Below are 11,455 nucleotides of genomic sequence, written 5' to 3'. Positions count from 1 at the left end.
CCCTCCGGCTCAGGCGGTGACGGCGGCGGCATAGCGGTTGGCGGGGCGGGCGAGCCCCAGCAGCCCGCGCAGGGTGTCGGCTTCGTACGACTCCCGGAAGGCGCCGCGGCGCTGGAGTTCGGGAACCAGGCCCCGGGTGATCGCCGGGAGGTCGTGGCCGGCGACGGCGGGGCGCAGCCGGAAGCCGGACAGTCCGGCCTGCCCCAACTCCTGGAGCAGATCGGCCAGTTGTCCGGGCGTTCCCGTGAAGATCCGCGCGTCGCTGGTGTACGGGTGTCCCGCGAGGGAGTCGAGACGGTCCAGGCGCGCCACCGCGGCGGCGGGGTCGTCGTCCAGGAACACCACCAGGTCGCCGAAGAGATGCAGCGGCTGCGCGGCGCGACCGGCCGCGTCCTGTTCGGCGCGGACCGCGGCGACGACGGCACGTGCCTGCTCGGCGTCGTGCGGAGTAACGTATCCGAGATCGGTGGAACGCCCCACGAGCCGGAACGGCGCACCCGTCCCGGTCTCGTGGGCCAGCGCGGTGACCAGGGGCTGGCCCTGCGGCGGCCGGGGGGTGATGGAGGGGCCCTTGACGCTGAAGTGCGGGCCCTCGAAGTCGATGTAGTGCAGTTTGTCGCGGTCGATGAAGCGGCCGGTGGCGACGTCCCGGATCTCCGCGCCGTCCTCCCAGCTGTCCCAGAGCCGGCGCACCACTTCGACGTAGTCGGCGGCCTCGTCGAAGATCTCGACGATCGACTCCCTGATCGCCGGGCTCTCCAGATCCTCGGAACGGAACGGGGGGAAGGTACGGCGGCCGAAGTGCGCGGCCTCATTGCGGCGTGCGGACACCTGCACCCGGAGGCCCGCGCGGCCGGTGCTCACATAGTCGAGGGTGGCGATCGCCTTGGATATATGGAAGGGCTCCGTGTGGGTGGCCACCACGGTCGGTACCAGGCCTATGTGGCTGGTCAGCGGTGCGACGCGGGCCGCGATGAGGACGGCGTCGAGGCGTCCGCGGACCTGGTCCGTCCGCCCGTCGGGTTCGGTGACGTGCGAGGACTGGAGTCCGAGCGCGTCCTCGATCGTCACGAAGTCGAGCAGCCCGCGTTCGGCCTCGGTGACCAGGTCGGTCCAGTAGGCGGCGGTGAGCAGTTCCCGGGGCCGCGCCGCCGGTTCGCGCCAGGCGGCCGGGTGCCAGCCGGCACCGTCGAGCGCGACGGCGAGGTGGAGTTTTCCGGCGGATGAGGCGGAGGAGGGGGACGAGGGGGACAGCGAAGATGGTGAGGACACGGGAGGGTGCCTTCCTGATCGACCGTATGAGATCACCGGGCCCTCGGCGTCGAGGGTGCGGTGGCGGGGTGACAGGTCAGGGGCGACAGAGCGCGCCGGCCACGCGCTGCAGGTCGATGTGCGGCCGGGAGTACAGATGGACGCGGCGGCGTGGTGCCAGGACCTTGGCGGGGAGTCGGGACACACCCGGCACCTCGGTCACCCCCGCCCTTCCGGCGCGGCGGGCCCGTGGCCGCGCCGGCATCGTGTCGTCGTCCCTCTCAACAGCCCGGCTTCGCCGTCTGTTCCGGCCGCGCGCCGGGAGTCTGGACATGAGGTGTCGGATCTCCGTGGCGGTGACGCGGCGACTTCGGCGGATTCACGGCCCGTCGGCTCCAAGAGACCAGCCGACGGACCGTCAGAAGAACTCCGGTGTTCAGGAGTTGTCGAGCGGGAGCCCGGCCGGGTTGATCTCGGAGGTGGTGACGGCCTCGTTGGAGAGGTTCCAGGCGGTCAGCCACTTGGCGTACTGGCCGTTCTTGATCAGGTAGTTGATCGCGTCCGCGACCGGCTTGGCCACTCCGCTGTCCTTCTTCGAGGTCGCCGCGATCAGGCCCTGCAGCGACGCCCCGGCTCCGGAGAACGTGCCCGCGCTGCGCGTCGGGTTGGGCGACGAGGCGGTCTGCGTGATGTGGTACGCGACACCCGGGTTCGCGGCGAAGTACGCGTCGATCTTCCCGCCGACCAGCGCCAGGTTGGTGCTGTTCTTGCTCTGGTAGTGCTTGACGGTGAGCTGCTTGCCCTCCTTCTTGAGCTTGCTCTGCCACTCAAGAAGGATCTTCTCCTGGTTGGTGCCGTTGTCGACGGCGACGGTCTTCCCGGCGAGGTTCTCGTAGTCTCCGTCGAAGTTCCACGTGCTCTTCTTGAGCACTTCGAAGCCGAGGTTGTCCTTGCGGTAGGAGGCGAAGTCGTACTTCTTCTTGCGCTCCTCGGTGTCGGTGATGTTCGAGAAGGCGACGTCGACCTTGCCGCTGTCGATGCCGACGAACATGTTCTCCCAGGTGGAGTTCTTCACCTCCGGCTTCAGGCCGAGGACCGCGGCGACCAGACGCCCGAGGTCGGGCTCGGCACCGGTGAGCGTCTTCTGGTCGGAACCGACGAACGCGAGGGGCGGGAAACCGTCGGGCAGAGCGCCGACGCCGATCGCCAGCGTGCCGCTCCTGCGGACCGACGCGGGCAGCTCCGCGCTGATCGACTTCACCTCGGAGACCTTCAACTCGGCCTGTTTGGCAGCCCCGTTGGACAGCTGTCCCACCGTCACCGTGCCGACGGCGTCGGTCGTGGTGGCGGCGTCACTGTCGCCTCCGCAGGCGGCGAGCCCGGCGGCGAGCGAGGCAACGGCGGTGGCCGCGGTGATCCCGCGTATCAGGCTGCGTCGGGAGAAGTGCGTAGGCATGGCTGGCTGTCCTTGTCGCTGGGTGTGGGCTGGTGAGGGCTGGGGTGAGGGCCGACCGCGGTGAACCGGCAAGAGGGAGGCGCCCGTCGGAGCGCCTTGCCGAGAAAGGAGGTCAGAGCACCTTGCTGAGGAAGTCCCGGGTCCGCTCGTGCCGCGGGTGGTCCAACACCTGTGCGGGCGGGCCCTGTTCGACGACCTTGCCGCCGTCGATGAAGACGACCCGGTCGGCGACCTCGCGGGCGAAGCCGATCTCGTGGGTGACGATGACGAGGGTGGTGCCGCTGGTCGCCAGGTCCTTGATGACGGCCAGAACCTCGCCGACGAGTTCGGGGTCGAGTGCCGAGGTGGGCTCGTCGAACAGGATGATCCCCGGGCGCAGGGCGAGCGCGCGGGCGATGGCCACCCGCTGCTGCTGGCCGCCGGAGAGCTGGCGCGGATAGGCGCCGGTCTTCTCGCCCAGGCCCACCCGGCCGAGGAGTTCGCGGGCCAGCTCCTGGGCCTCGGGCTTGGTCAGCTTCCCGGTGGCCACGGGCGCGGCGGCCACGTTGTCGAGGACGGTCAGGTGCGGGAACAGATTGAAGTTCTGGAAGACGAAGCCGATCCGGCTGCGCTGGCCCAGGATGGCGCGCTCGCTGAGTTCCTTCAGCCGCTCACCCTGGCGTCGTACGCCGATCAGCTCACCGTTGACGCTGACGTAGCCGATCTCGGGCTTCTCCAGGTGGTTGATCACTCGCAGCAGCGTGGACTTGCCGGAGCCGGACGGGCCGAGGATGACGGTGACCTCACCGGGCCGCACCGTCAGGTCGACGCCGTCGAGCACCCGGTGGGGCCCGTACCACTTGTGCACGTCATGGATCTCGAGCGCGGCCGGACTGGCGTCGAGGGTCTGGGTGGTGGTCATACGACGGCCTCCTTGCGCAGCCGGGCGCGCAGGTCGCCAAGGCCGCTGCGCACCTTTCGCAGGGGGGTCGGCGGCAGGGTGCGCGTGGCGCCCCGGGCGAAGTACCGCTCGACGTAGAACTGGACGACGGACACGGCGCTCGTGAGGATCAGGTACCAGACGGTGGCGACCAGCAGGAGCGGCACGATGTCGCCGGGATAGGTGCTGCCCATCGTCTGCACCGAGCCGAACAGGTCGAGCAGCGAGACGTAGAACACCAGGGATGTTCCCTTGATCAGGCCGATCAGCTGGTTGACGTAGTTGGGGGTGATGGACCTGAGTGCCTGCGGGAAGACGACGCGGGTGAACTGATACGTCTTCGGCAGGCCGAGCGCGGCCGCCGCCTCGTGCTGGCCCTGGTCGACGGAGAGGATGCCGCCGCGGACGACCTCGGCCGCGTATGCCGCCTCGTTGAGGCTGAGACCGATGACAGCGACCGTCAGGTCGGTGGCGAGCCGCGACTCGTCGAAGGTGAAGAAGGCCGGTCCGAACGGCACTCCGATGCTCAACGTCTGGTACAGAGCACTGAAGTTGTAGAGGAAGATCAGGACGACGATCAGCGGTATGGAGCGGAACAGCCAGGTGTACACCCAGCTCACCGCGCGCAGCACCGGGCTTCCCGAGAGCCGGGCGAGGGCGAGCACGATGCCGCCGAGCAGCCCCAACACGGCGCTGAGCGCGGCCGCTTCGAGGGTGACGACGAGTCCGTCGAGGATCGTCGGGCGCAGGAACCAGTAGCGGAAACGGTCCCACTGGTAGAACGGGTTCGTGGCCAGGCCGTGGATGATCTGGGCGACCAGGACCAGAGCGACGGCCGTGCCGATCCAGCGGCCGGGCCTGCGCAGCGGCAGCACTCGCTGAGCCGTGAGCGGCTTCGACGGGGAGTCGGCGGGCGGTGCCTCGGCGAGGGACACGGCGGCGCCAGGGGGTTCACTCATGAGGGCTCCAGCAAAGAGGGACACCCCGGGGCGTGGCGTACGCGACGGCACCGCGGCGCGAAAGAGACGGCTGCGGATGGCGGAGCGCGAGGAAACGCCGGTACCGGGGGCTGGGCGGGCAGAGGGCACACCGCGGTTGGCGGTGCGCTTCAGAGGTTCAGAACGCCGTCAGCCTTGACAGCGGGCACAGCCCGAAGCACTGCGGGCACGGCCCGGAGCGGTACACAGGGCGCTGTTGACGCGGAGCAGATCGACGCAGCGGTTGCCGCACAGCAGGACACAGCCGCGGGGCCGCTGTGCGGCCTTCCTCGAAGCTGCGTGCATCGCCGTCTCCATCGCTGGTTTCCGGCCGGTGAGCCAGGACTTGTCCCTTGAGCCAGGACTTGTCGCTGACGCTCATGACCGATCTGCGGCGTAAGTTAGGCACGCGCGGAAACCAATGTCAACGTGCACCGGCCCGGATGACCACCTGGTGAGACCGGGTGGACGCGTCCTTGACGGCTTCAGGGAGCGCGCTGACACTGACGAGGACGGTCACGATTGTCAGCGCCTCAGCACGCGGGTTTTCCTTCGGTGGGGCAAGCACGGTCTCGCGACTCGCGGGACCTGGAGGCGGGACCGGTGGGAATGCACAGGAACAACCTGACGAGGCGCCTGCACATCGACTTGTTGCGGGTCTCCAGCGCGTACTAGTCCGGCCTCTTCGAGCCGTACGCAAGCGCAGTCACTCCGTTCCGCCGCTGCCGCCCAAGAGGCGGCCGGGGCTTCGTCGTTCCCCCATGGAGAGTCATGCCCAAGACCGTTTCGCGCGCTTCGACCACCGGCACGTCAGGCATGTGTACCCGCATCGGCGTCGGCGCCGCCGGTGGTTTCTACCCGGCGCCGCACCGCTATCAGCTGTACCTTTCCCTGAACTGTCCGCGCTCGCTGCGCCTTTCGATCACCCTCGGCCTGCTCGGTCTGGAGGACTCGGTCGCCACCACCGTCGTGGCGCTCCCCACCGAGACACCGGACGCGTCCGCCTCGCTGCGCAGCGCCTACGAGGCCACCTGGCACCACTACGAGGGCCCGCTGACGGCGCCCGCGCTGTGCGACCGCTGGAGCGGACGCATCGTCAGCAATCACACGCCCGACATCCTCCGCGACCTCGCGGGCCTCCTGACCGGCCACGACGCGGCAAGCGTCCCGCTGCTGCACCCGCCGGCCCGCGCCGCGGACATCGACGCCCTGCGTGAACTCCTCGACCAGGACGTCACATCGGCCGCACGGCCGGCGGCCCGGGCGGCCGCGCTGGATCTGCTGGACCGTCAACTCACCGCACATACCTACGTGTTGGGCGATGAACCGACCGCCGCCGATGTGGACGTCTGGGTGGCGCTCACTCATCTCGACGTGCGCGATGCCCTCGCCCGGCACAGCCACCTTCGCGCCTATGTGCGCCGCCTCGCCGGGCATCCCGCCTTCCAGCGCGCCGCGTCCGTACATCTGTCTCCCGAGCGGTCCACGACGGGCGCCGGCTGACCGGTACCTCCGGCTCGCGCGAGGGGCGGCCACCTCGCGCGGGCCGCGCTTGCCCGACCGATGAAGGCGGCGGAAATAGTTGACGGAACTTGTCAGGTATTGCGGCCAAGGTGGTGGGCACAGAGACACAGCCACACGGAAAATGGGGTCGGACATGGCACAGCACGCGGTCGAATGCGAGGTGGCCGGTCCGTGGTCGCTGGACACGAGCCGGGAGTTCTGGGAGGAGATGGCGCCGCTGGGCCCGGCCTCGGCGGCCGGTGGCGGCGGGGCGCTGCGCACGGTCTTCCACGCCGACTCCGACTGGCGCCGTGTCGGCGCGGAGGTGACCCAGTACGGCACCACGGCCCGGGTCGTGGTGACCGGAGACGGCGATCTGGCGGCCGCCGCCGAGCAGGTGCGCCGCTTTCTGTCCCTGGACGTCGATGCCCGCGGCTGGCCCGCGGTCGCCGAGCGCGACCCCGTGATCGCCGAGGTCCAGGCCCGCTGGCCGGGCCTGCGCCCGTGCGGGTTCCACTCGCCGTACGAGGCCGCCGCCTGGGCGGTGCTGACCCAGCGCACGGGGATGACGTCGGCCAGGCGGATGCGTGACGGCCTCATCGCCCGCTACGGCACGGGCGGCGCGTTCCCCTCCCCCGAGGCCCTGCTCGGCCTGGACTACGAACTCCCCTGGCGCAAGACGGAATACCTGCACTCCGTGGCCCACGCCGCACTCGACGGACTCCTCGACGGCGCCTGGCTGCGCGCCCTGAGCCCCGGGGAGGCGGTGCGGCAGGTCCAGCAGGTCAAGGGGCTGGGCGTCTTCTCCGCCGAGCTCGTCGTCCTGCGCGGCGCCGGCCATCCGGACGCCCTGCCGACCCAGGAGCGCCGGCTGGAGGCGGAGGTCGCCGAGCGGTACGGGCCGGGGCGCAGCCTCACCGAGATCGCGGAGAACTGGCGGCCCTACCGCACCTGGGCCGCACTGCACCTGCGTGTCCTGCGCGGTGAGCGGCTGGGCTCGGCCGCCGTCCGCCCCGCGCGGGCCGCTTGAGAAACACGGAGGGACGCGCGCCTGCGCATCCGCACGCACACCGTGACTCACCTGTTCATCAGGACACCGGCCCAAGCTCGAAACCGTAACCTGCGGCGACCGCGAACGAACATCAACTGGCTAGACTACGCACCCTCGTACACACGATCGCGCCACGTACGAGCAAAGCCGTTCCCGAAGGGTTTCGACGCTTGATAGCCATCGAAGATGTCAGCAAGCGATACGCCGACGGCACGGTGGCCGTCGATCGCCTGTCTCTCCAGATACCGAACCACTCCATCACCGTTCTCGTCGGACCTTCGGGCTGCGGCAAGACCACCACGCTCCGGATGATCAATCGCATGGTCGAGCCGAGCAGCGGCACGATCCGGGTCAACGGCGAGGACATCCTGCGCCAGCCGGTCAACGCCCTGCGCCGTTCCATGGGTTACGTCATCCAGAACGCCGGGCTCTTCCAGCACCGCACGATCCTCGACAACATCGCCACGGTGCCGCGGCTGCTCGGCTGGTCCAAGCAGCGCGCCCGGGCCCGGGCGGCCGAACTCATGGAACGGGTCGGCCTCGATCCGGGCATGGCCCGCCGCTATCCGTACCAGCTCTCCGGCGGCCAGCAGCAGCGTGTCGGTGTCGCCCGCGCCCTGGCGGCGGACCCGCCGATCCTGCTCATGGACGAGCCGTTCTCCGCGGTCGACCCGGTCGTCCGCCGCGGCCTCCAGGAGGAGTTGCTCCGTATCCAGGGCGAACTCGGCAAGGCGATCGTGTTCGTCACGCACGACATGGACGAGGCCATCACGATCGGCGACCGCATCGCCGTGCTGCGCACCGGCGGCAGGCTCGCCCAGTTCGCCGCCCCCGACGAGATTCTGTCGTCGCCCGCCGATGCGTTCGTGGAGGAGTTCCTGGGCGCCGACCGGGGCATCCGCGGTCTGTCGTTCCTGTCCACCCGCGACCTCGCACTCGACCGCTCCCGGGTCTTCCCCGTCGGCTCCGACTGGCAGGAGATCGCCGGGCGCGAGGGAACGCCGTCGCCCGTCCTGGTGACCGACGCCGACGGCAAGCCGCTGGGCTGGGCCGACCTCGCCGTGTGGGCCGGTGACATCCACGCCCTGGAGCCGCACGGGCAGAGCTTCGAGGTGGGCCGGGACTCGCTGCGGGTCGCCCTGGACCGGGCGGTGCTGTCGCCCACCGGCCAGGCCGTCGCCGTGGACGGGGCCGGACGGGTCCTCGGAGTCGCGGGGCAGGAGACGGTCGCCGCCACGATCCGCGCCGCTCGGCAGCGGCGGGCCGCCGACACCGTGCCGGGCCCGGCCGATTCCACGCAGGGCCCGTCCCAGGCGAAGGCTGTGCGATGAACGGGTTCTTCGACATCCCGAGCGACCTGCAGAACAGTTATCAAGGCCTGATCTCCTGGCACATGCAGGAGGCCCTGATCCCGGTGCTCGTCGGTCTGTTGCTGGCGCTGCCGATCGGCCTGCTGTGCGTCCGCTTCAACTGGCTCTACCCGCCGGTCCTTTGGACGACCACGGTGCTGTACGCGATCCCGTCGCTGGCCTTCTTCGTGGTGCTCATCGACTACACCGGGCTCAGCCGCCTCACGGTGATGATCCCGCTGTGTCTGTACAGTCTGGTGGTCCTCGTCCCGGCGGTCGTCGACGGCATCCGCTCGGTGCCCGAGGAGACGATCGCCGCCGCCGCGGCGATGGGCATCGGCCCGGTACGCCGCTATTTCCAGGTCCAACTCCCCATCGCCGTACCGGCGATCATGGCCGGACTGCGGGTGGCGACCGCCTCCAGCATCAGCCTGGTCAGCGTCGGCGCGCTGATCGGCAACCAGGGTGCGCTCGGCAATCTGCTGACCACCGCGATGCTCTACCACCGGCCCGTCCTCGCGGTGAACTCGGTGGTCACCACCGCGGTCCTCGCGGTACTGATCGACGCACTGCTCGTCCTGCTGCGTCGCGTGCTCACCCCCTGGCAGCCGCCCACCGGCCGCAGGGCCGGGCGCCGTACGTCCAGTACGTCCACGACCGCGGGCGCGGCCCGCACCCCGGAGAGCGTCTCGTGAACGTGCTGAACTACATGCAGTCCTTCTTCGCCGACGGCTCGCACTGGCACGGCTACGACGGCATCCCGCAGCGCGTGTGGGAGCACCTCCAGTACTCGGCGGCGGCGCTCGCCATCGCCGCGGCCATCGGCCTTCCCATCGGCCTGATCACCGGACACACCGGCCGCGGCGGCAACGCGCTGGCCTTCGTGGCGGCGGGGGCCCGGGCGCTGCCGACGTTCGGGCTGCTGGTGCTGATGTTCGTCTGGCTCGGTCTCGGCATCCTGCCCGTGATGATCCCGCTCGTGGTGCTGGCGGTCCCGCCGGTCCTCATCACCACCTACGAGGCGGTCCGCAACGTCGACCCCTCCCCCGTCGACGCAGCGCGGGGCATGGGCATGGCGGAGGCAAGGATCCTGCTCCAGGTCGAGGTGCCCGCGGCGCTGCCGCTGATCCTCAGCGGACTTCGCTCGGCGGCGATCCAGATCGTGTCGACCGCGACGATCGCGGCCTATGTGAGTCTCGGCGGCGTCGGCCGCTACATCGTGGACGGCCTCTACCAGCGCAACTACGAGAAGGTGGTCGGCGGGGCCACGCTCACGGCGACACTCGCGCTGCTCGTCCTCGCGCTGTTCTGGGCCGTGGGCCGGGTGGCGGTGTCCCCGGGCGTGCGCAGACGCCGCGCGGTCTGACGGACGGATGGAACGGGGGACGGGCTTCGAGCCCGTCCCCCCTTTCATCGTTCGGCGGTGGCCAGCGCGTGTTCCAGTACGACGAGCAACGCGTCCCGCACGGAGCCTCGTTCACGTGCGTCGAACACGGTGAGAGGCACGTGGTCGCCGACGTCGAGGGCCCACCGTACGTCGTTCAGATCGTGTTCGACCTTGCCGTCGAAGGCGTTGACGGCCACCGCGAAGGGGATCTCGCGGTGCTCGAAGTAGTCGACGGCCGCGTAGCAGTCGTCGAGACGGCGGGTGTCGACTATGACGAGTCCGCCGAGCGCGCCCTCGACCAGGTCGTCCCACATGAACCCGAACCGCTCCTGGCCGGGGGTCCCGAACAGATAGAGCTTCAGGGTCGGGTCGAGGGTGACGCAGCCGAAGTCCATGGCGACGGTCGTCGTCATCTTCTCCGGAGTGTGGGTGAGGTCGTCGACGCCCGCGGCGACCGAGGTGATGGACGCCTCGGTGGTCAGCGGCTCGATTTCGGAAATGGCGCCCACCGTGGTGGTCTTGCCCACGCCGAAGCCACCCGCGATCACCATCTTCACCGGCAGCGGCGGCCGGGGCCCCTCGGCGTCAGCCCTCACGGATCGCGCCCCGGGAGTCGGGGATAGCTCGGAGACCATCGATAACCCTTCGCAATACGGTGACATCGCGGTTGGAGCGGGCCTGCGGTGCGTACAGGGCCAGTTGACCGTCCGCGCGCAGATCATCGGCGAGCACCCGGATCACATTCAAGTGCATCCGCAGCTTCGCCGCGATCTCCGCCAGCGACTGCGGCTCGCGGCAGACCGTGATGATGTCGCGGTGCTGGTCGAAGACGAAGGCGTCCAGCGCGGCAAGACCCAGATCGGTCGCGACCACCTGCGTCTCGATCGGGATCGGCGGTACGAGACTGTCGCCGCCGGCGATCCGCCCCGCGGTCAGCAGGAACGGCCGGACGACCGACGCGGGGGGCTCCACTTCCCACCCTGCGCCGTCGGTGGCTGATGGCTCGCCGGCCGTCATCTCGTCCTCCCCCCTTCGCTTCGCGAACCGTCATCGCTCATGTGGCGGCCGATGTGACGGCCCGTCGGACGTCAGCCGGCCGGCGCGATGCCCACGGTGTTCTTGAGCTCCATGACCAGCTGTGGACTCAGGACCGCACCGGCACGGTTGGCGAAGAGGGTCATCTCGTACGCGATGTTGCCGAGCTTGGCCTCCTTGGAGGCGACCACGCCGAGCACCGCGCCCGCGCCGAGCGCCGACACCAGGACGTGCCCTTCCTCCAGGTCGATGATGACCTTGTTCAGGGCGCCGAGGCCGTAGTTGCCGGACGCGCCCATGGCCAGGCTGGTCATACCGGAGACGATCGCGGCGAGCCTCTCCGAGTCGGCCTGTCCGCGCAGTTGGGACACCGCGATGAGCAGTCCGTCGGAGGAGACACCGATCACGTCGACGACCCCGGCCGTCTCGGTGGCGAATCGATTGAGCAGCCAATTGAAGTCGGCAGCGGCGGTCTTCACGTCCGTCACCGGGGCCACGGCTCCGGACTCCGGCTCGCCTGTCCACAT

General features: G+C 69.9%; 14 protein-coding genes. 6 read left to right on the top strand and 8 right to left on the bottom strand.

Annotation, left to right across the window (positions count from 1 at the left end; genetic code table 11):
- Positions 1-9: 9 nt before the first annotated feature.
- The 5 genes from AB5J50_RS42805 to AB5J50_RS42785 all read right to left on the bottom strand — a co-directional run bounded on the left by AB5J50_RS42805 (position 10) and on the right by AB5J50_RS42785 (position 4,585).
- The gene (locus AB5J50_RS42805) at positions 10-1,272 is read right to left on the bottom strand and encodes an LLM class flavin-dependent oxidoreductase (protein WP_369263983.1); all 1,263 of its coding nucleotides are present in this window, start codon (positions 1,270-1,272) and stop codon (positions 10-12) included.
- 76 nt (positions 1,273-1,348) lie between these two features.
- Entirely contained in the window at positions 1,349-1,456 is a 108-nt protein-coding gene (locus AB5J50_RS42800; protein ID WP_327433422.1) for a putative leader peptide, read from the bottom strand.
- Between the two features lie 231 nt (positions 1,457-1,687).
- Positions 1,688-2,707, bottom strand: a complete 1,020-nt coding sequence (locus tag AB5J50_RS42795) for an ABC transporter substrate-binding protein (protein ID WP_369263982.1) — start codon at positions 2,705-2,707, stop codon at positions 1,688-1,690.
- Positions 2,708-2,819: 112 nt separating this feature from the next.
- Positions 2,820-3,608: an amino acid ABC transporter ATP-binding protein gene (locus tag AB5J50_RS42790; RefSeq protein WP_369263981.1), complete on the bottom strand. Its 789-nt coding sequence runs from the start codon at positions 3,606-3,608 to the stop codon at positions 2,820-2,822.
- Positions 3,605-4,585 (bottom strand): amino acid ABC transporter permease, encoded by a 981-nt coding sequence (locus AB5J50_RS42785; RefSeq protein WP_369263980.1) that lies wholly within the window; start codon positions 4,583-4,585, stop codon positions 3,605-3,607. Before AB5J50_RS42785 ends, AB5J50_RS42790 begins: the two co-directional genes overlap by 4 nt.
- Before the next feature lie 627 nt (positions 4,586-5,212).
- Here AB5J50_RS42785 and AB5J50_RS42780 point away from each other — a divergent pair.
- From AB5J50_RS42780 to AB5J50_RS42755, 6 genes are all read left to right on the top strand, one after another.
- A complete protein-coding gene (locus AB5J50_RS42780; RefSeq protein WP_369265667.1) occupies positions 5,213-5,278 on the top strand; it encodes a putative leader peptide in 66 nt (21 codons plus the stop codon).
- A gap of 96 nt (positions 5,279-5,374) precedes the next feature.
- Complete coding sequence (locus AB5J50_RS42775) at positions 5,375-6,106, top strand: glutathione S-transferase C-terminal domain-containing protein (protein ID WP_369263979.1); 732 nt, start codon at positions 5,375-5,377, stop codon at positions 6,104-6,106.
- Between the two features lie 154 nt (positions 6,107-6,260).
- Positions 6,261-7,136 (top strand): DNA-3-methyladenine glycosylase, encoded by an 876-nt coding sequence (locus AB5J50_RS42770; RefSeq protein WP_369263978.1) that lies wholly within the window; start codon positions 6,261-6,263, stop codon positions 7,134-7,136.
- Positions 7,137-7,327: 191 nt separating this feature from the next.
- The gene (locus AB5J50_RS42765; RefSeq protein ID WP_369263977.1) at positions 7,328-8,488 is read left to right on the top strand and encodes an ABC transporter ATP-binding protein; all 1,161 of its coding nucleotides are present in this window, start codon (positions 7,328-7,330) and stop codon (positions 8,486-8,488) included.
- Positions 8,485-9,201: an ABC transporter permease gene (locus AB5J50_RS42760; RefSeq protein WP_369263976.1), complete on the top strand. Its 717-nt coding sequence runs from the start codon at positions 8,485-8,487 to the stop codon at positions 9,199-9,201. The genes AB5J50_RS42765 and AB5J50_RS42760 overlap by 4 nt, the downstream gene beginning before the upstream one ends.
- On the top strand, positions 9,198-9,872 hold the full coding sequence (locus tag AB5J50_RS42755) for an ABC transporter permease (protein WP_369263975.1): 675 nt from the start codon (positions 9,198-9,200) through the stop codon (positions 9,870-9,872). Before AB5J50_RS42760 ends, AB5J50_RS42755 begins: the two co-directional genes overlap by 4 nt.
- A gap of 44 nt (positions 9,873-9,916) precedes the next feature.
- Here AB5J50_RS42755 and AB5J50_RS42750 read toward each other — a convergent pair whose 3' ends face one another.
- The 3 genes from AB5J50_RS42750 to AB5J50_RS42740 form a co-directional block, all read right to left on the bottom strand.
- A complete protein-coding gene (locus AB5J50_RS42750) occupies positions 9,917-10,444 on the bottom strand; it encodes an ATP/GTP-binding protein (protein WP_330310362.1) in 528 nt (175 codons plus the stop codon).
- Between the two features lie 34 nt (positions 10,445-10,478).
- Positions 10,479-10,910 (bottom strand): DUF742 domain-containing protein, encoded by a 432-nt coding sequence (locus tag AB5J50_RS42745; protein WP_327435295.1) that lies wholly within the window; start codon positions 10,908-10,910, stop codon positions 10,479-10,481.
- A 71-nt stretch (positions 10,911-10,981) separates the two neighbouring features.
- Complete coding sequence (locus tag AB5J50_RS42740) at positions 10,982-11,455, bottom strand: roadblock/LC7 domain-containing protein (protein WP_330310361.1); 474 nt, start codon at positions 11,453-11,455, stop codon at positions 10,982-10,984.

The sequence above is a fragment of the Streptomyces sp. R35 genome (genome assembly GCF_041053035.1).
Classification (GTDB): Bacteria; Actinomycetota; Actinomycetes; order Streptomycetales; family Streptomycetaceae; genus Streptomyces; species Streptomyces lutosisoli.
The sequence above is the reverse complement of the archived record's forward strand: the minus strand, read 5'-3'. Positions and strand labels throughout refer to the sequence as shown.